At 30.2% G+C, this 17,401-nt stretch carries 23 protein-coding genes and 3 pseudogenes; 12 read left to right on the top strand and 14 right to left on the bottom strand.

Features of this window, described 5'->3' with window-relative positions:
* Nucleotides 1-14 precede the first annotated feature (14 nt).
* The 5 genes and pseudogenes from AZF37_RS11965 to AZF37_RS12935 form a co-directional block, all read right to left on the bottom strand.
* Nucleotides 15-626: pseudogene (locus tag AZF37_RS11965) on the bottom strand (phosphopantothenoylcysteine decarboxylase domain-containing protein).
* A gap of 138 nt (nucleotides 627-764) precedes the next feature.
* Nucleotides 765-1,174, bottom strand: a pseudogene (locus tag AZF37_RS11960) (flavoprotein).
* A 155-nt stretch (nucleotides 1,175-1,329) separates the two neighbouring features.
* Nucleotides 1,330-1,815 (bottom strand): type III pantothenate kinase, encoded by a 486-nt coding sequence (locus AZF37_RS09215; protein WP_088370509.1) that lies wholly within the window; start codon nucleotides 1,813-1,815, stop codon nucleotides 1,330-1,332.
* A gap of 147 nt (nucleotides 1,816-1,962) precedes the next feature.
* Nucleotides 1,963-2,409 carry a hypothetical protein gene (locus tag AZF37_RS09210; RefSeq protein WP_425425430.1) on the bottom strand — a complete coding sequence of 149 codons (447 nt, stop codon included), beginning with the start codon at nucleotides 2,407-2,409 and terminating at the stop codon, nucleotides 1,963-1,965.
* A gap of 58 nt (nucleotides 2,410-2,467) precedes the next feature.
* Nucleotides 2,468-2,638 (bottom strand): hypothetical protein, encoded by a 171-nt coding sequence (locus AZF37_RS12935; protein WP_342668659.1) that lies wholly within the window; start codon nucleotides 2,636-2,638, stop codon nucleotides 2,468-2,470.
* Between the two features lie 612 nt (nucleotides 2,639-3,250).
* Between AZF37_RS12935 and AZF37_RS09205 the strand changes: the two genes are divergently transcribed.
* From AZF37_RS09205 to AZF37_RS09195, 3 genes are all read left to right on the top strand, one after another.
* Nucleotides 3,251-3,793, top strand: coding sequence for an ABC-2 transporter permease (locus AZF37_RS09205; RefSeq protein WP_088370508.1), 543 nt, complete (start codon nucleotides 3,251-3,253; stop codon nucleotides 3,791-3,793).
* 165 nt (nucleotides 3,794-3,958) lie between these two features.
* Nucleotides 3,959-4,375: a DUF4064 domain-containing protein gene (locus AZF37_RS09200; protein ID WP_088370507.1), complete on the top strand. Its 417-nt coding sequence runs from the start codon at nucleotides 3,959-3,961 to the stop codon at nucleotides 4,373-4,375.
* A gap of 2,060 nt (nucleotides 4,376-6,435) precedes the next feature.
* On the top strand, nucleotides 6,436-6,591 hold the full coding sequence (locus AZF37_RS09195) for a helix-turn-helix transcriptional regulator (RefSeq protein ID WP_245611956.1): 156 nt from the start codon (nucleotides 6,436-6,438) through the stop codon (nucleotides 6,589-6,591).
* A gap of 753 nt (nucleotides 6,592-7,344) precedes the next feature.
* Here AZF37_RS09195 and AZF37_RS09190 read toward each other — a convergent pair.
* From AZF37_RS09190 to rpmH, 8 genes are read right to left on the bottom strand one after another with little or no spacing between them, the layout of a single operon-like run.
* Entirely contained in the window at nucleotides 7,345-7,611 is a 267-nt protein-coding gene (locus AZF37_RS09190; RefSeq protein WP_088370506.1) for an alpha/beta fold hydrolase, read from the bottom strand.
* A gap of 39 nt (nucleotides 7,612-7,650) precedes the next feature.
* Nucleotides 7,651-8,352 (bottom strand): 16S rRNA (guanine(527)-N(7))-methyltransferase RsmG, encoded by a 702-nt coding sequence (gene rsmG / locus AZF37_RS09185; RefSeq protein ID WP_088370505.1) that lies wholly within the window; start codon nucleotides 8,350-8,352, stop codon nucleotides 7,651-7,653.
* 4 nt (nucleotides 8,353-8,356) lie between these two features.
* Nucleotides 8,357-10,240, bottom strand: a complete 1,884-nt coding sequence (gene mnmG, locus AZF37_RS09180; protein WP_088370504.1) for a tRNA uridine-5-carboxymethylaminomethyl(34) synthesis enzyme MnmG — start codon at nucleotides 10,238-10,240, stop codon at nucleotides 8,357-8,359.
* A gap of 15 nt (nucleotides 10,241-10,255) precedes the next feature.
* The gene (mnmE, locus tag AZF37_RS09175; protein ID WP_088370503.1) at nucleotides 10,256-11,611 is read right to left on the bottom strand and encodes a tRNA uridine-5-carboxymethylaminomethyl(34) synthesis GTPase MnmE; all 1,356 of its coding nucleotides are present in this window, start codon (nucleotides 11,609-11,611) and stop codon (nucleotides 10,256-10,258) included.
* 29 nt (nucleotides 11,612-11,640) lie between these two features.
* The gene (gene jag, locus AZF37_RS09170; RefSeq protein WP_088370502.1) at nucleotides 11,641-12,363 is read right to left on the bottom strand and encodes an RNA-binding cell elongation regulator Jag/EloR; all 723 of its coding nucleotides are present in this window, start codon (nucleotides 12,361-12,363) and stop codon (nucleotides 11,641-11,643) included.
* 5 nt (nucleotides 12,364-12,368) lie between these two features.
* Complete coding sequence (locus AZF37_RS09165) at nucleotides 12,369-13,070, bottom strand: YidC/Oxa1 family membrane protein insertase (RefSeq protein WP_162474050.1); 702 nt, start codon at nucleotides 13,068-13,070, stop codon at nucleotides 12,369-12,371.
* Between the two features lie 28 nt (nucleotides 13,071-13,098).
* Nucleotides 13,099-13,416, bottom strand: a complete 318-nt coding sequence (gene rnpA, locus AZF37_RS09160; RefSeq protein WP_088370500.1) for a ribonuclease P protein component — start codon at nucleotides 13,414-13,416, stop codon at nucleotides 13,099-13,101.
* A 12-nt stretch (nucleotides 13,417-13,428) separates the two neighbouring features.
* Nucleotides 13,429-13,563, bottom strand: a complete 135-nt coding sequence (rpmH, locus tag AZF37_RS09155; RefSeq protein ID WP_088370499.1) for a 50S ribosomal protein L34 — start codon at nucleotides 13,561-13,563, stop codon at nucleotides 13,429-13,431.
* A gap of 302 nt (nucleotides 13,564-13,865) precedes the next feature.
* Between rpmH and AZF37_RS10770 the strand changes: the two genes are divergently transcribed.
* The 4 genes and pseudogenes from AZF37_RS10770 to AZF37_RS09135 all read left to right on the top strand — a co-directional run bounded on the left by AZF37_RS10770 (nucleotide 13,866) and on the right by AZF37_RS09135 (nucleotide 15,408).
* Nucleotides 13,866-14,045 (top strand): hypothetical protein, encoded by a 180-nt coding sequence (locus AZF37_RS10770; RefSeq protein ID WP_162474049.1) that lies wholly within the window; start codon nucleotides 13,866-13,868, stop codon nucleotides 14,043-14,045.
* A gap of 200 nt (nucleotides 14,046-14,245) precedes the next feature.
* Nucleotides 14,246-14,632 carry a glucosaminidase domain-containing protein gene (locus tag AZF37_RS09145; RefSeq protein ID WP_088370497.1) on the top strand — a complete coding sequence of 129 codons (387 nt, stop codon included), beginning with the start codon at nucleotides 14,246-14,248 and terminating at the stop codon, nucleotides 14,630-14,632.
* A gap of 160 nt (nucleotides 14,633-14,792) precedes the next feature.
* Nucleotides 14,793-14,995, top strand: a pseudogene (locus tag AZF37_RS09140) (helix-turn-helix transcriptional regulator).
* Entirely contained in the window at nucleotides 14,995-15,408 is a 414-nt protein-coding gene (locus AZF37_RS09135) for a hypothetical protein (protein ID WP_088370496.1), read from the top strand. Before AZF37_RS09140 ends, AZF37_RS09135 begins: the two are co-directional and overlap by 1 nt.
* A 132-nt stretch (nucleotides 15,409-15,540) precedes the next feature.
* On the opposite strand, the gene AZF37_RS11955 is transcribed toward AZF37_RS09135, so the two are convergent.
* On the bottom strand, nucleotides 15,541-15,801 hold the full coding sequence (locus AZF37_RS11955) for a hypothetical protein (protein ID WP_245611955.1): 261 nt from the start codon (nucleotides 15,799-15,801) through the stop codon (nucleotides 15,541-15,543).
* 41 nt (nucleotides 15,802-15,842) lie between these two features.
* Between AZF37_RS11955 and AZF37_RS11950 the strand changes: the two genes are divergently transcribed.
* The 5 genes from AZF37_RS11950 to AZF37_RS11940 all read left to right on the top strand — a co-directional run bounded on the left by AZF37_RS11950 (nucleotide 15,843) and on the right by AZF37_RS11940 (nucleotide 17,358).
* On the top strand, nucleotides 15,843-16,100 hold the full coding sequence (locus AZF37_RS11950) for a YdjY domain-containing protein (protein WP_342668724.1): 258 nt from the start codon (nucleotides 15,843-15,845) through the stop codon (nucleotides 16,098-16,100).
* On the top strand, nucleotides 16,091-16,240 hold the full coding sequence (locus AZF37_RS11945) for a hypothetical protein (RefSeq protein WP_245611954.1): 150 nt from the start codon (nucleotides 16,091-16,093) through the stop codon (nucleotides 16,238-16,240). The genes AZF37_RS11950 and AZF37_RS11945 overlap by 10 nt, the downstream gene beginning before the upstream one ends.
* Entirely contained in the window at nucleotides 16,240-16,443 is a 204-nt protein-coding gene (locus AZF37_RS09125) for a hypothetical protein (RefSeq protein WP_088370495.1), read from the top strand. The genes AZF37_RS11945 and AZF37_RS09125 overlap by 1 nt, the downstream gene beginning before the upstream one ends.
* A gap of 208 nt (nucleotides 16,444-16,651) precedes the next feature.
* A complete protein-coding gene (locus AZF37_RS12555; protein WP_281178870.1) occupies nucleotides 16,652-16,774 on the top strand; it encodes a hypothetical protein in 123 nt (40 codons plus the stop codon).
* 329 nt (nucleotides 16,775-17,103) lie between these two features.
* Nucleotides 17,104-17,358 carry a VTT domain-containing protein gene (locus AZF37_RS11940; protein ID WP_342668723.1) on the top strand — a complete coding sequence of 85 codons (255 nt, stop codon included), beginning with the start codon at nucleotides 17,104-17,106 and terminating at the stop codon, nucleotides 17,356-17,358.
* The last annotated feature ends 43 nt before the right edge of the window (nucleotides 17,359-17,401 follow it).

Below are 17,401 nucleotides of genomic sequence, written 5' to 3'. Positions count from 1 at the left end.
TAAATATTATACTTTTACTTTTTTAAAAGAATATCAAATATTTTAGTTGCAAGATTGCTTTTTTCTTGTTTGTTAAGATGGTTAATACGGCCATCTGCTGATAGAACAGAGACTGTGTTATAGTCACTAGAAAATCCACTATTTTTTATAGTAATGTCATTTGCAATAATGTAATCAAGGTTTTTTAGTTTTAATTTTTTCATTGCATAGTCCATTAGATTATTAGTTTCAGCAGCAAAACCGACTAAAAGTTGGTGGGATTTTTTCACCTAATGTTTTAAGAATATTTTGGTCTTTTATGAGTTGAAGATTTAATTTCTCATTGTTTTTTTAATTTTAGAATTAGAAAAATCCTTAATTTTATAGTCTAATACCGCTGCTGCCATAATGACAATATCCATTTCTTCATAAATTGCATCTATTTCTTTTTTCATTTCCTCGTTTGTAGTTACAGACATAGTCTTAATGTAAGGGATTTCTTTAAGCTGTGTTAGCCCTTTAATTAAGGTAACAAAGGCTCCCCTACTCCTAGCTTCTCTGGCAAGTGCATAACCCATTTTTCCTGAAGAAAAATTTGAAAGATAACGAACAGGATCAAGTTTGGATTGTGTAGGTCCTGCCGTAATAAGTATTTTTTTACCTTTTAAATCTTTAACATGGCTTATTAAGCTGCGGATGTAGTCAACAATAGCTTCTGGAGAAGGCAGCTTTCCTGCTCCAATATCACCACAATAAGGGATTAATAAAATAATAGCCTGTGGATTTTAGATAAGCTTCATTTTTTTATAAATTGGATTGTTGTACATGTTGGTATTCATAGCAGGTGCAAAAATAACGGGCGCTTTTGTTGCCATAACAGTTGTTGAAAGTATATCACCTGCAATACCGTTAGCAACTTTTCCAATAATATTAGCAGTAGCAGGTACTATTAATAATAAGTCTGCTTTTTTGCTAATGAAATATGTTGTATATTAAATGATGTTGGTTTTATGAACATATCTGTTATTACTTCATTACCACTAATTGATTGAAAGGATAATGGTCTGATAAATTCTGTTGCATTTTTAGCCATAATCACATGAACATCATAATCTAATTTTTTTAAGCTGGATGTTATTTCCAATACCTTATAAGCAGCAATGCCGCCGCAGACACCTAAAACAATAGTTTTCATGGGATGTTCTCCTTTTATATATTCTCTTTATAAAGCACTTCTAAACCTTTAAAAATTAAATTAGGTTCAACTTGATTAATTAGTTTTGTTCCTTCGGAGACATAGGAAGCATGATCGCCAGTAGCAATTACTAAAAGATTATCAATACCTAATTCTTATTTTAAAGAATTAATTATGTGATTAACTTCGCCAATTTTACTATAATAGAGTCCTGCAGCAATGCTTTCCTTAGTGTTTTTCCCTGTATAGAATCCCTTCTTTTGAAGTGCCTCAATTTGAGGTAGCTGAGCCGTATTTTGAGAAAGGCTTTTTAATGTAGATTCAATGCCTAGAGTAATAAGCCCAAAAGACAGAATACCATTTTCATTTATGTAGTCATAGGTAATAGCAGTTCCAAAGTCAATAACTAATAAATGCTTATTTGGGTAAAGGCTTTGAGCACCAATATTATTAGCAAATCGATCATTGCCAAGGGTTTCTGGGTTTTCTAAGCCAATGTTTATATTACTCTTAAAAGTAGTATCTACAAAAATAGGTGTTAAATTTAATGTTTCCTCTACAATTTGAGAAAATACTTGAGATTGTTTAGGGACAACTGAAGAAATAAAGCAATTATGGATAACCTTATTTTTATTAAACAAACACTTTTTAAGAGCTCTAAATCACCATAGGTGCCAAATGAAATTGGTTTATAAAGTTTTTTCTTTAAAAAGATCAAGGGATATTGTTGTATTCCCAATATCAACTAAAAGTACCATTATTCGTCTCTTTTCAATTGGCCCTCTTTTTTATAAGGTAAGTAGAGCCTTACCAGCAGCAAATGTAACAACAGCAGCAATGAGGGCTTCAGGGATGCCTATTGTACCAACAATAGAAAGAACAGCACCATATAGAACTTGTACTGAAACTTCCTTAATAGAGGCATAAGCATCTTGAAAGAGAAAGAATATTAAGTGCATGACTAATAAGGTATTTGTCATTGCGCCAGCAATACCAGCAATACCAGCAATACCAGCAATACCAGCAATACCAGCAATACCAGCAATAGATAAAGATATCGCTTCGAATTTTGAATTGCCTTTGGTTAACTTTTGTAGGATTGTAAAAACATAGTAGGGTACAATGCCTACTAGAATACGAGGTAGAAAACAAACTACCAATGCCAATAAACTGCCATTTTCCGTACCTGGTATAGGGATAAAAGGGGAAAAAGCAAAGGATAATAGTACTGGCATAAAAGTATTGCTAATTAAGCTTGTAAAACCAAAAAGAAGGCCAAGTAATCCACCAATTTTAGGTCCTAAAATAATGGGGCCCTAAAATAACAGGTATTGTAATAATAGTGGCCTTAATTAATCCTAGTTGTAGATAACCAATAGGTGTGAATGCCATCAATAATATTATAGCAACAAATAAAGATGTAATTAAAAATGTCATTGTATTAAATGACTTTTTTCTTTTCATTGTATAGCTCCTCCTATTTTTATTAAATTTTGAATTGACAAACAATCCTCCTTTTTATTAATTCAATAATAGTATAATTGTATGCTATTTTTTATGATTCTGTCAATTCATAATAATTAAATAGATCTTTTTTACTAATTATAAAAACTTTAATTAATTTTTATTAATTATGTTTAAAGATTGCAGGCTAAATTTTTATATGTGAAATATAGATTTGGAGGTGTTAGTTTGTGAATAATTTTATTGAACAGTTGTATGCATATGGATTATTAGAAATTTTATATTCATGGAATTGAAAATATTATTCAAATGCAAGGAAAGAATGAAAATGAAAAAATATATATTTTTTCATTTTTTTAACAAAAATACTTGCATGTAGTTTTTGATGAGTATATAATATAAAAATATAAAAAACAGTTGTATAATCTATTTTAAATGATGATTTTGTTAACCTTATTTGTAGCAAAAAATATATAAAATCAACATGCTAGTCATTTGTAATTACTTCTGTGCTTACTGTAAACAGTTGGCGTATGATGTTATTATGAATGATTTTTTTATTTAAACTATATAAGTGATGCAAAATAAATTTTGGAATTTTTAATTTAATTGATGGACAACGTGTTATTGAGAATTAATAATAGAAATACTTATAATTTAGATGATATCTTAGTTTTTGCAAATGGAGGCGCTAAAATGTTTCAATTAATTAAGAAAGATATACTTTTTAATTTTAAATACTTTGTAATTTCTCTGGGATTTGTTTTTGGTTTTTTTATTGCTAATTATTTCTACTCTCAAGATAATATGAGATTTGGTGGTTGGTTTATTTTTCCATGGTTAGCAGCTATGTTATTTATTGGCAAAATGTGTTATACGGAAGATAACGCTAGTACAAGGATGTTATTAAAGTCTTTGCCTGTAAAAAAACTATATATTGTACTTTCGAAATATGTTGAAGCAACTCTATTTGTTGTAATTGCCTATGTACTAATGATTATATATACAAGTTTTTCAGGGACTGGTTTTAATATGCAAGAAATACTTGTTTATTTATCATTAATATATATTTGTATTGCTTTATATACAACTTTTTTTCATGTTAGAAACTATAATGATGCACAAATGGTTATTGTATTTTTTATCCTGCTATAATTCTATCATCAATTATTAATAATCAATTAGGGATAAGTATTATGACCATAGTAGAGCCCTTTGCATATATTGTTTTACCAATACTTGCAATTGTTCTCTGTGTTTCATTAATTACATATACTGTAAAAAAATATAAAAAATAAGAAATATTAATGGAGGTATTTTATGAAAAGAAAAACAGAATTTGTACTTGGAATTGTAGCTATTGTTATTGCAATTATTGCAATTATTATATCATTTGTAAGTCTAAGTGCATTTGAATCACCTATGATGTTATCAGCTCTAAAAAGTTCAGGTATAACGGATGTAAATAAATATGTTGCAGATATAACTAATCAGACATATATTTCTATTGTTGTATGTAGTGTTTTATCTGTTATTGTTTTAATAACATCAATAATGATTAAAAAGGATAAATCACCCCTCATTTGCGGTATTATATTTTTAATGTGTGGCGTTTTAGGATTCTTTTTTGGCTTTGGCTTTTGTATTAGTAATATTTTAGTTATTGTTGCAGGATTCTTATTAATCCTCAAAAAAAATAAAGATGAAAAACTAGAGTATGTAAAAGAGGGAGAATAAAAAACTAAAAAATGAATTAAAAAGGGTTTTGCTACTTAGAAAAATATTTAAGAATATAAGCAACCCTTTGAACAAAAAAGAGTATTTACTTCTAGATAATAAATATTCTTTTTTGTTGCTTATTAAATTATTAGAAGGTTATCATGTCAATTTACTATTTGAGTTATAAAGAAGGGTTTGCATGAATCCAGGTCTTTCTTTTATTATTTAAGTGTTTACTGAGAAGTAATGTTTTTTAAGCAAAGTTTTTTGTATATTCGAAGTAAATAAATTAGAGTGAAAAAATATATTTTTCTCTTGTGAGAAAATAATCTGACTATTTTAATTGAGCTTTAATAAAGCGTTTAGGTACAATAAACATTAACAGTTGACAAATGCCCAAAAAACTTTAAACTTGTAAAAGTAAAATAAAAAATTGTTACCCCAACCCTTGCAAAGCAGAGTAACAATTTTTAAAACAAAAGATACGTGTAAATACGCAATAATTATGCCTATTTACTAATAAACGTAACCTCTAAGTACATATTAGCATAGAAAAAATATACAATCAACCTAAAAAACAAATATTATTACCAAATTATCATAAAAATATGATATTCACTTAATTTTTATCTACTACATTCTGTAGCAATTATTTCAAGTAGCATTTAATAGTAAATAAAATTATTTTTACACTTAGTTTTTTCATCATTAATAATAAAAAATATACTAAATTTATTTTTTATTAGCAGCAGTACCTTATACACTATTTAAGAAAACAAGCTTTTGTTTTTTTAATAATGTCTGGAGACTGTAGTATGAAGCAAAGAAGAAATAAGCCACCCTGAAATGAGGTAGCTAGAAACTTTGATCTTTTAAAACAATCTAGTTCTAAACTTAGGTGAAAGCAACTAGATTAAATATTGATTAAAATCCTTCCTGGATATTACTAGGCATAGGGAGCGTATTTATTATCATATTAATGAATACAGGACGTAGCGTCACGTAAGGTTTATATCTTTACATGTCCTATAAGATAACGCTAGATTACAATAAGTTAGTGCTAGGGCTTATTGTGCTAATCTGTAGAAACTAGTATTAATCAAAAGTTTCATTAGCTTTTGATTATCATAATTTATAAATTATAGGATTTAGAAGTTATGTAGTTTACTTGTGACTAACAACATGGGTATTGAAAGAGTGAAGAATATTTATATTTTGTTACATAACAATAAGAAGTAAATAGATTTTAATGACTTTCAACTTATTATATATAATAGCTAGTCTTTTCTATAATTAAAGATTGCTATTATTAGCAACCATAAAATCTAAATGTAAGACATTAAATGTCTTATGCTATTATAATTCAGTTTGTGTAAGAAATGAGATGATATAACAATGAAGCAAAAACCATATAAATATGAGCTTGCAGAATACAAGTATATTAATTTTAAGGGGGGGGGTAAAACTGTATGCTGTAGGAGCTTTAAAAAATTTTTATACACTTAAGGTCATCTAATCAGAAAAGGTGAGTATGGTGGATATGTTGAAAGTCTTAATATTTTATCACAACGTGGCAAGTCATGGATAGAAAAGAGGCAAAAGCATTAGGTTCTTCTTATTGTTAAGGATGATAGTATAGTAGAATCATATGCTATTGTAATAGATATAGTTTTAGATAAAAAAGATTTTTTATTCTCAAAAATATAGATATAGAAAATTAAATAAAAAAGCCCGTTTTTAGGCAGTAAAAAATGTTCAAGTTTTCATCAAAAGATAATTAGATTATAATCATAAGAAATAATATTAAAGGTGAATAAATGTCAACTGAATAAACCTGAAAAATAAAATTCTATTCTTTATAAAATGAATAAATAGTATTCTGTGATAATAGGAGAAAATTTGTTATTAGAAGAATGGTAAAGTTATGTTGTTGAGTTTACCGATATACTAAAAAGAGCAGTAAAAAATACTAATGAATAAAGGGAACTTTGAAAATAAAAGCTTCCTTTTTTGTTTTAGTTTTTAATAAAAAATGAGAATTTTGCTCTTTAACTAAAGTTAGAATAGGAGTTAATTAAATGAAAAAAGACTTAATTAGAAGTAAAAGAGAACAAAAAGGTTATACACAAGAAGAATTAGCAGAATTGGCAGGATGTGCAAGGCAGACAATTAATTTAATTGAGGCGGGTAACTATAGTAATCCAACGTTTAAAGCTTTGTTTAAATATTTGTAATGCTCTTGAAAGTGATTTAAATACTTTGCTTGGAAATTAAGAAAGAAAGTAGTAATATATATGGAATTTAAAAATATGAAAGGCATTTCTTATTTTATTATGATCTGAATTACTGGATGAAAAATATGTGCCAATGTGAGTTTACTGAAGCATACAGTTTTGCAAAATAATAGCTTCTTGATTTTTGTATATCAAGAAGCTATGTTTAAAATTAAAGAACATGGATTTCTTGAGCTATTGTATCTAAGCGTTTAAATATGTTGTGATTGAAAAAATTTTACTTAATTTATAAAAGGAATCTTCTTGTGAGAGTAAAGAGGGGTGTTTTCCTGTTTCAAATAAGTGTATTTTTCCATGACCAATTCTTAAAAGCATGTTTTCATACTTTTTTTAAGATGGTTTGGTGAAAATAATGTAAAATATTCATCCTCCATGCTACCTGTTAATAGAATCTCTGGCTTTAAAGTTTCTATTTTTTATGAAAAAAATAGCCTATTTCTTTTTGGTGTTTTACAATTTCATTGGTATCTTTTTCAATTACTGATTGCCAATCAAAGCCATGCATGAAATATTGAAAAAAGTGCGCTTTTATAGAGTGTGTAGATTTTTTTCTTTCATAAATTAAATAATCAATAATTGGTTTAAGTGATTTCTCTCCTTCAAAACTATCGGCTACTATCTTATTTATTAAATGGGGTGCTTCTAATGCAATATTAATTGCAACTAAAGCCCCGCCACTTATTCCAATGAGATTTATTTTATCAAATTTTTTTCATTTATAAAAGCAAGTACTTGTAGAGTTTCATAATACCATAAATCCGTTGGAAAGGCTTGAAGTCTTTCTGATTTTCCATGACCAAGAAAATCAATTAAAACAACGTTATAGTCTTTTTCATATTTTTTTGCGAGGCTATAGAACATAGTTGAAGAGACACCATTTCCATGGAGTAAAAGCAAAGGCCTTCTATAACCTTTTTCTTTGTAATATATTTTCTTGTTTTCAAAGTAAAAATAACTCATTAAATGCCTCCTTCATTAAAGGTTCTATTGGCAACACTGTTAGAATAGTGGTTTTTTCTTTGGGGTGCCTGCTTTTCGGGGATATATGTTTGGTGTTTTTTGTTCTTTTTTTATGTAGATAATGGCTCTCTCATTATTGTAGACAGGGAGTGTATAATTTCTTATTATATCAATTTTACCACCTAGAAGTTTAATAGCTTTTTTGCTTTTTTCAACTTCCTCTTCATAAGGTGCTTCTTTAGTTACAATACAGTAGCTTCCAACTTTTACTAAAGGTAGAAGATATTCACTTAAGGTTGGTAAATAGGCTACAGAACGTGCTAAAATAATTTGGAAGCTTTCTCGATAGTTTTCATCTCTTCCTAAGGCTTCGCCTCTAGCATGAAGAACTGTTGTATTTTTTAAATTAAGTTTTTCTATAACTGTATTTAAAAAATTTACTTTTTTATTTAAGGAATCTACTAAAAGAATTTTTTTTTCTGGATAAAGAATGGAAAATGGAATTCCAGGAAGCCCAGCTCCAGTTCCTAAATCAAGAATCCTGTTACCTTTTTTTAGCATAGCCATCTCACTGTAGATAATGGAGTCTACAAAATGTTTTATAAGGGTTTCATCTTGATTTCGAATGGCAGTTAGATTAAACTGTTTATTATAAAAAGTTAGAAGACTATAGTATTGGCTAAACTGATAGAGCTGTTTTTCACTTAAATCAGCATATTCTTTTAAAGTATCAATTGTCATCTAACTAGCTCCTTCTTTTATGTTCTAAGTAAATTAAGAGCACCTGAATGTCTGCTGGTGTAATACCAGAAATTCTACTAGCCTGCCCAACAGAAATTGGCTTAACTTGATTTAACTTATCTATAGCTTCTCTAGGTAGCCCTTTTACTTGATTATAATCTATTAAATCATGAGGGATTTTTTTCTTTTCTCCTTTATTAAACTTTTCAACTTGTTCAATTTGTTTTTTAATATATCCTTCATATTTTATAAGGAGCTCAACTTCTTCCTTTTCCTTATAGGATAACTCCACTTCAGGAGGGAATATTCTTTCTAAATCCATATATTTTATTTCTGGTCTTTTAAGTAAATCACCACCTTTAATGCCTTGTTGTAATGGTGTGCTATTTTTTTCTTTAAGGAGATTTTTTACTGCTTCATTTTTGAGCGAAATGGAAAGCTCTTTTAGACGTTCTACTTCAGCATTAATGCGCATTATTTTCTCTTTAAAAGCTATAAATTGAGCATAATTAATCAAGTCGAGTTCATAGGCTTTTTCTGTTAATCGTCGATCACTATTGGATTGTCTTAAGAGCAAACGATATTCTGCTCTAGCAGTAAACATTCTATAAGGTTCTTTGGTACCTTTTGTTACTAAATCATCGATTAATACACCAATATAGCTTTCACTGCGTCTTAAAATAAAGGATTCCTTTTTCAGAAGCTTTAAACCACTGTTTATGCCAGCTATTAATCCTTGGGCGGCTGCTTCCTCATAACCTGATGTTCCGTTGATTTGACCAGCAAAATAGAGGTTCTCAATCTTTTTTGATTCAAGTGTTAAATGAAGATCTTCAACATGAATAACATCATATTCAATTGCATAGGCTAATTTCATAATATGGGCTTTTTCAAGACCCGTTATAGAATGGACCATTTCTTCTTGAACATCAGCAGGTAAGCTAGTTGAAAAACCTTGTAAATACATTTCATTTACATCCTCGCCTTCTGGCTCAATAAAAAGGTGATGGGTATTTTTATCTGGGAAACGGATTGTTTTATCTTCAATAGAAGGACAGTACCTAGGTCCTACCCCTTCAATAATACCTGAAAGAAGGGGCGAACGGTGAAGGTTTTTTTCTATTATTTTTTTTGTTTCTTTTGAGGTATGGGTTAAGTAGCAAGGAATTTTAGGCAGTGGATTTTCCACTATATTTTCAGAAAAACTGAAAGTATAATAATCTGCATCTCCTAACTGTACCTCAAGCTTAGCATAGTCTAACGTTCTTTTATCGAGTCTTGGTGGGGTTCCTGTTTTAAATCGCATAGTATTAAAACCTAAATTATGCAAATTTTCTGATAGTTCAAAAGTACTTGTAATTTCATTAGGGCCAATATTCTTTTCGAAATCCCCGATAATCACTTTTGAACGAAGGTAAGTTCCTGTTGTTAAAATAACGCTTTTAGCTTTATATGTTAAGCCCGTATTTAATACAATCCCTTTAATTGTTTGATTGTTTACATGTAAAGCAGTTACTTCACCTTGTACAATAGCTAGATTATGGACGCCTTCAAGAAAAGAGATCATTCTTCTACTATATTTAAAGCGATTAACCTGAGCTCTAAGAGCATGAACAGCAGGTCCTTTACCTTGATTTAGAATTCTTTTTTGAATAGCAGTTTTATCAGCAATTTTTCCCATTAAGCCACCTAGAGCATCTATTTCAAAAACAAGGTGGCTTTTAGCAGAACCACCAATAGATGGGTTGCAGGGCATTAAAGCAATGGTTTCAACACTTAATGTAACCAATAGTGTTTTAAGTCCCATTTTTGCAGTTGCATAGGCTGCTTCACAGCCTGCATGACCACCACCAACAACTATTACGTCATACTTTTTACTATTTGCCATAGTTTCCCTCCTTATTTATTTCCCAATACAGAACTTTGAGAATATTTCATTGAGTAAATTTTCTTGAAGTGCTGTGCCTGTAATAATGCCTAGTGCTTCGAAAGCTTCTTTTAAATCGATTGATACTAAATCATAAGGCATAGCACTTTCTAGTGCTTCTAATGCTTGTAAATAGGCTTTTTTGCTTTTTTCTAATGCTTCATAATAGCGATAATTGGTTAAGTAAATATTTTCTTCATTTTTGTGTAAGAATATTTTTTTAATAGCATTTTCTAAATCTTTAATTCCTAAATTATCTTTTGCAGAAATAGGAAGACTATTTTCAATTAAATTGTCTGTATTTTTAGCTAAATCTATTTTTGTGTTGAGAATGAGATAATGTTTTTTCATTTTCTTTATTTTATCTAACAATTGTTGCTCTTCATTACTGACAGTTTTTGTACTATCTAAGAGGAAAAGTATCAACTGGCTTTTTTCAATGTAATCATAAGTTTTTTCAACTCCTATTTTTTCAATAGCATCTTCAGTATCTCTAATACCAGCCGTATCTACTAAGTTAAGAATTAAATCTCCTATTGTGGTTTTTTCTTCAATACTATCCCTTGTTGTGCCAGGAATATGGGTTACAATAGCCCGGTTTTCTTTTAGCAGTGTATTAAGGAGTGTTGATTTACCAACATTTGGGGCACCTACTAAAACAGTAGTAATACCTTCTTTTAAGATTTTTCCATCATGATAAGTTTCTAGTAAACCATTAATTTCCTTAATAATCTGATGGATGGTTTTTTTTAAATCTTCTTTTGAGAATACACTATCAATTTCATCTTCAGGGAAATCAATAGAAGCTTCTAAAAATCCAATCATGGAAAGGGTGTCTTTTTCAATATTATGAACTTTACTAGAGAGACCACCTTCCAGCTGGTTTAAGGCCATTTGCAATGACTTTTTATTTTTAGCTTGAATCACATCAAGGATTGCTTCCCCTTGAGATAAGTCTAAACGCCCATTTAAAAAGGCTCTTTTAGTAAACTCTCCTGCTTCACTTAAAGTTGCACCTTTTTTTAAAAGGAGTTTTAGAATGGTGTCTAAGATAAAGGGGTTACCGTGAGTCTGTATTTCTACAATATCTTCTCCAGTGAAGGAATTTGGACCTTTCATTAGTAAGAGTAATACTTCATCTAAAACTGTTTCTTGATCTTTAATATAACCTAAGTGAATGGTAAAGGTTTCCTTTTTACTATAGCGTTTTTGATTGACAGGGGTAAAGAGGTCATCAACGATTGATAAGGCCTGACTGCCACTTACTCGAATAATACCAACGCCACTTTCATAAAGAGGTGTAATAATATTTGCAATTGTTGTTTCTTCCATTTTTTACCTCCAAATAAGAAAGAAACCCGTTATTTAAGGGTTTCTTTTAGAATAATTTTCACGTAACGTTGACCTTCGTTGCCTTCACTGATAGTTTCCACAAATTCGTGTTCTTGTAAGGACATATGAATTACTTTTCTTTCAAGGGGATTCATAGGTTCTAAGGAAACAGGTTTTCTTGTTTCAACTACTTTTTTCGCTAAGCGATTAGCAAGAGCATCTAGGGTTTTTTCTCTTCTTTTTCTAAAATCCTCAATATCAATAATGAATTTTAAACTGTTGTCATCATTGCGATTTGCAGCTAAATTAACTAGATATTGGAAAGCGTATAGTGTTTCACCTCTTTTTCCAATTAGGTTACCTACGTTTTTCCCTCTAATATCAATTCTAATAAATTCCCCTTCATCTCTAATGAAGTATTCAACAGGATATTCTAAAGTGTCTAAGACTTCTTTTAAGAAGCCAGTCCCCTTTTCTATTTTCCTCTGTCTATCTTCTTCAGTTAAAGGCATCTTATTATTTTCAACATTTTTAACAGTTTCTTTTTTCACTACCTTCTCATCTTCTAATAGTGATGAGATTGGCGTTTCTTTTAATGTAACTTCAATTTGGGCTTCTTTGTTACCAATTAATCCTAACAAACCTTTTACAGGTTCTTGTACGATAGTAATATCTAATTCGCCTTCTGTAACATTTAGGCTTTCTAAAGCAGCGGTAATGGCTTCCTCAACTGTTTTTCCTTTGAAATTCATTTTACTCACCTATTTTTTCTTTTTTTCTTCTTATCATTATTATTGTCTTCAACTACAACAATATGCTTTCTTAAAAATACTTTTTTAACAAGCAATTGTTCTAGCATGCCAAATAAACTAAATGAGAACCAGTAAATACCAAGAGATGCTGGGTAACTATAGGTTAACCAACCGATAAATACAACCATGAAAATTGTTAAATACTTCATATAGGATGGCTGTGGTGTATTGGTTAATCGAGAAGTTACATACATAGATGCGGCCTGAATCAGTAATACTGCTACGGCTAGTACAATGTGGTGATTTGTTGAAATATCTGCCATCCATAGGAAGGGAATTGGTGTTCCCTGTGCACTGAAGTTATTAAAGTAATGTTGCAATAATTGGAACAATGCAATAATAACTGGCCAAGAAATAAGTAATGACACACAAGACAAAAATGGTGAGAAGGTGGAGAGGTTATGCTCTGCATATAACTCCATCATTTTCTGACCTCTTAACTCAGGGTTATTCTTATATTTCTCATTAATCTCTTTAAGTTCTGGTTGGATTTTTTGAGTTTTCATCATAGCTCTTTGGCTAATAACAGTCAAAGGCAATAAAACTAATTTAACTGTTAATACTAACAAGAAAATTGAAACTCCATAGCTGTGAACTATGGAATTAAAAAACTCAAGAATACTAACTAAAGCTCCTGAAATATCCAAGTATTGTCCTCCTAACATGGGATTGATTCTAAAATTTGCAAATTAAAAAAAGAATATCTACATCTAATTGCTGAAATGAGGCTTTTTTAATACCTGCATTGGCTACAATAATATAATTACCTTTACCTAACAAAGGCAAATATTTCCTTGTGATATGTTGTAATCGCCTCTTGTATAAATTCCTAGTCACTGCATTTCCTATTTTCTTAGAAACAGAAAAACCTACAGATAGTTTCGGACTCGGTGTTCTATATATAGAAACATATTTACCAACATATTTTTTTCCTTTTCGATAGACGTAAGAAAATTCTTTTTTCTTTTTTAAACGATATATTCTTTTTAACATTTAAAATCGAAATTAAACAGATAATTTCTTTTTGCCTTTTGCTCTTCTTCTTTTGATGACATTTTTCCCATTGCTAGAACGCATTCTTACTAGAAAACCACTAGTTCTTTTCTGTTTTCTATTATTAGGTTGAAAAGTTCTTTTCATTTTTTCACAGCCTCCTTTGTTTCTTTGCTTGAATCTAAATAAATGAACTGTTTCCAGCTCATGAAATTTTATTCATAGTTACTAATTATTATATAAAATAAGGCGAGCTATTGTCAATGAAAAAGTCCATAAAGAAAGGAAAAAATGAAAAAATTTGTCAAAAAAAGAAAATTACTGATATAATATTACCCGTGCTACAAAAGAACCTTTAGGAAGGAGTGGTTATCCGTGAATCAAAAAACCTTTTTTTTATTCAAAAGAGGTAAGGTTATTAAAGCTTTTTTGTTGTACTAATCAGTGTAGTGATTATTGCCATTTTAGGTATTATTAGCAATAATCATTTACTTCAGGCAAAGGGAAACGCAGTTACTATAGGGGAAGCGGAGTCCTTAAGAGAAGGTGCATTGTCACTATCTTTTAGAAAAGAAATTGAGAAGAAACACAGCATATATGTAGAAGAGAACGAAAAAATAATAAAATAAGAAGCTGTAGCTAAGCAAAAAGCAGAGGAAGCTACAAAAATAGTAGCCGAAGCTAAAAAAGCAGAGGTTGTTAAAACAACAACAGAGGCAACTGTAATACAGGAAAGCCAAGAAGCTGCAGCTAAAGCACAAAAAGAAAAAGACATTGCAAGCTTGCTCAAGCTGCAGCGAGAAGCAGTTACAAAGATCACAATACCCTTTTGAGTAGTGTTTCTGGTCTGAATGCAGAGATTTTAAATCAAAAAGCACAAGGAACAGGAATGACTGGATTAGGAGAAGCCTTTATGGCTGCTGAAAGAAATTATGGCGTTAATGCTGGATTTCTATTTTCGCTAGCTGTTATTGAAAGCGGATGGGGCAACAGTGGTATGGCCTCACAAGATAACAACTTATTTGGATTTGGTAGTAAATCATTTTCAAGTAAAGAAGCCTGTATTGATTATGTAGCACAGTTCATCGGAGAAAGTTATTTATCCAGCAATGGCAAATACTTCAGAGGTGGAACCTTAGCAGATTTAAATAAAATTTATTGTCCAGCAAGCACAGGTTGGAGTGATAAAATTATGTCTGTCTGGAATGGGCTGTAAAATCGAGAATTAGGTATGTAAATTGATTTAAAAAAGGGACTGTAGATATATATCTACAGTCCCTTTTTATTTTCTTTGAAATGTAAATGTAGCTTGACAGAATAACTTCTATGTGGTATTTTTATTATGTAAAGCTAACTTTACGTCAGGAGGGATGAGTATGGATAATAGATTAGAGGCAATTAGAGTTGAAAAAAAGTAACTCAAGAGGAACTAGCAAGGGCTTTAGAAGTGTCTAGGCAAACCATTAGCTCTCTTGAAAATGGACGCTATAATCCTTCGATTTTATTAGCGTTTAAAATATCTAAATATTTTAATTTGACTATTGAAGAAATATTTATTTATAAGGAGGAAGAAGCATAATGAAAAACAAAAAATTACCTATACATAGTATTTTATTGATTATTGGTATTGGCTTAACATTCGTTGGCGTTTATCTAAAAAATACAGGTGCTTTGCCTCTGGTTATGCCGGCTATTCTTATTTCGGGAGCATCTTTAGGAACCTATGCTTTCATTAAACTAATTACATTACTTACACTAAGTTCTGAAGCCCAAAAACAAAGAGAAATTGATTTTAAAGATGAACGAAATATAGCCGTTCGTGGAAGTGCAGCATGGACAACAAATATGGTTATGCTAGTTGTTTTAGCTCTTATTGGAATTATTTTAATCTATTTATACTATTTTATTCCTTCACTTTTAGTTGTAGGAGCCATTATAATTCAAAGTATTTTATTAATAGTTTTTTCTGTTTTTTATGATAAAAAGTATTAAAATATCTGAAAAGAATAAACTTTATCATATGATAAAACAGCTTGTATGAAAACTTTCTATATAAAGGCATTTTTCATTGTAAGAAGCCGAAAACAACTATATAATAATAGGTTTGGAAAAAGAAAATGAAGATTAATTTATATGGGAGAGAGAAACAGATGAAAAAGGTTTAACAATTGCAATTTTATTATTATCCGCTTTTCTATTATTTGGTTGTAGTAGCGAAAGCAAAACAGCAACAATAGAAAAACAAGATAGTGTTGAAAATGTATCTTTAGAAACACCAGTAGCAGTTAATAAAGAAAAAGGTACAGTTACTATTTTAGGAACAGCCAATGGAAAATTCTTAACAGAAAATACACGACATGGAGCAGTTAACGGAGACGGTGGCAATGGCTCTAAATCTATATTTAAAACCTATGGTAATATAGAAGATTTTTATAGATTTTTATAATGGTTTAATTGCAATTGGTGCTCAACCAGGCAATAATATTACTCCGGAAAATAAGGCAACAAAACATGTAAGTGGTGATTCATTAGATGTGAAAATCACTTGGGTAACAGGCTCCACAGTTAAAACTGTTTCTATTGATGAGGCCATTAAAGACAGTAATGGGGAAAAATTAGATATTCGTTTCGGTGGTAATTTAGCAACTGCTAAAGATAAAAAACAGGATGTATTATGTGTTTAGATAGTTGTCCAGTTGGTATTACTAGTAATGCTGTTTATACTTATGGGGCAGTAGAAGAAAAAAGAAGTTGTTTTAATGGCAATGAAGCTGTCTTACCTGAGGATGGAACTTATGTTGCTATAATTTTTTCTAAAAAATAATGATAGGCAATAAAGTGCAAAGTGGTTTGTATTATGGTATTTGTGGAATTATAGTGGGGATGATTTTTAGCATAGCCTTAAGTCAATGGGTTTGGTTGTCTATGCGTTTTAATATTGGCTTATTGATTCCTTTATTCACCTTAGTAGGCGTGTTTATATCAATTAAAATCAATGGCATTAAACCTTTACTACTCCTTTTTTAGAAGGAATTTTACTAGCTACTATTTTAGTCATTTATGGCAGTCTGAGTCCAATTTTAACAATTCCTAGTAGTTTATTCAGAGATGGAATTTATTTAGATTTAACACTTAAGAACATGAATATAATTCCAATAACTATTTTAGTTATTGGAACCAGTCTATCTTTATGGGCATTAATTAAAAATAGACTAGGTAAAGCAAGGAGAGTTTAATGAAAAAATTATCGAAGCAGACTAAAAAAATTATTACTGTTACTATAGGTATTCTTATTCTAGCAGCTATTTATTTATTGGTGCCAGCTGTTAGAAATGAAGTGAACTATACTATTATATAGTATCTTTGTTTGCAACACTGAATTTGGGAGGGATTAAAGAATATATTTTAGCGGCAGGTCCATGGGGACCTATCATCTCTATTTTGTTAATGATTTTTCAGTCTGTGTTGGCTCCCTTGCCAGCATTTCTCATTACATTTGCCAATGCTTGGATTTATGATTGGGCTTGGAGTGCCGTTATATCATGGACAGGAGCTATGTTAGGCGCAGTTTTGTGTTTCTTATATTACTCGCGTATATGGTCGACTTGTAGGAGAGAAATTTGTTGGTGCAAAAGCATTGGATAAAAAAGATGCCTTTTTAAGCGTTATGGAAATCATGCTGTTTTAATTGCTCGCCTTATTCCTTTTATTTCTTTTGATATTGTTAGCTATGCTGCTGGTTTAACCAGCATGTCCTTCCCTAGCTTTTTTATTGCTACAGGATTAGGGCAAATTCCAGCAACGATTCTTTATTCCTATTTTGGGCAACAGATTACCCGTTCAGCTAAAATATTTTTATATGCCTTTTCAGCAATAATTATTATAGGAATTTTGGTAATGTTATTTAAGAAAAGTAAGAAGAAAGAATCAACTGAAGAGTAAAAAAGAAGTTATAAAAAAGCAATGGATAAAAATCCAGTGCTTT

The organism is endosymbiont 'TC1' of Trimyema compressum (genome assembly GCF_001584725.1).
Classification (GTDB): Bacteria; Bacillota; TC1; order TC1; family TC1; genus TC1.
This window is presented reverse-complemented; position numbering and strand designations above follow the sequence as displayed.

Bases quoted from the DNA above. Each gene is read 5' to 3' on its own strand.
- jag (WP_088370502.1), bottom strand. From the start codon at position 12,363: ATGAATTTCAAAGGAAAAACAGTTGAGGAAGCCATTACCGCTGCTTTA.
- mnmG (WP_088370504.1), bottom strand. From the start codon at position 10,240: ATGGCAAATAGTAAAAAGTATGACGTAATAGTTGTTGGTGGTGGTCAT.
- AZF37_RS09135 (WP_088370496.1), top strand. From the start codon at position 14,995: ATGAAAAACAAAAAATTACCTATACATAGTATTTTATTGATTATTGGT.
- AZF37_RS09205 (WP_088370508.1), top strand. From the start codon at position 3,251: ATGGACAACGTGTTATTGAGAATTAATAATAGAAATACTTATAATTTA.
- AZF37_RS11945 (WP_245611954.1), top strand. From the start codon at position 16,091: ATGTGTTTAGATAGTTGTCCAGTTGGTATTACTAGTAATGCTGTTTAT.
- rnpA (WP_088370500.1), bottom strand. From the start codon at position 13,416: ATGTTAAAAAGAATATATCGTTTAAAAAAGAAAAAAGAATTTTCTTAC.
- rpmH (WP_088370499.1), bottom strand. From the start codon at position 13,563: ATGAAAAGAACTTTTCAACCTAATAATAGAAAACAGAAAAGAACTAGT.
- AZF37_RS09195 (WP_245611956.1), top strand. From the start codon at position 6,436: ATGAAAAAAGACTTAATTAGAAGTAAAAGAGAACAAAAAGGTTATACA.
- AZF37_RS09190 (WP_088370506.1), bottom strand. From the start codon at position 7,611: ATGAGTTATTTTTACTTTGAAAACAAGAAAATATATTACAAAGAAAAA.
- mnmE (WP_088370503.1), bottom strand. From the start codon at position 11,611: ATGGAAGAAACAACAATTGCAAATATTATTACACCTCTTTATGAAAGT.
- AZF37_RS12555 (WP_281178870.1), top strand. From the start codon at position 16,652: ATGAAAAAATTATCGAAGCAGACTAAAAAAATTATTACTGTTACTATA.
- AZF37_RS09125 (WP_088370495.1), top strand. From the start codon at position 16,240: ATGATAGGCAATAAAGTGCAAAGTGGTTTGTATTATGGTATTTGTGGA.
- rsmG (WP_088370505.1), bottom strand. From the start codon at position 8,352: ATGACAATTGATACTTTAAAAGAATATGCTGATTTAAGTGAAAAACAG.
- AZF37_RS12935 (WP_342668659.1), bottom strand. From the start codon at position 2,638: ATGAAAAGAAAAAAGTCATTTAATACAATGACATTTTTAATTACATCT.
- AZF37_RS09200 (WP_088370507.1), top strand. From the start codon at position 3,959: ATGAAAAGAAAAACAGAATTTGTACTTGGAATTGTAGCTATTGTTATT.
- AZF37_RS09210 (WP_425425430.1), bottom strand. From the start codon at position 2,409: ATGCCAGTACTATTATCCTTTGCTTTTTCCCCTTTTATCCCTATACCA.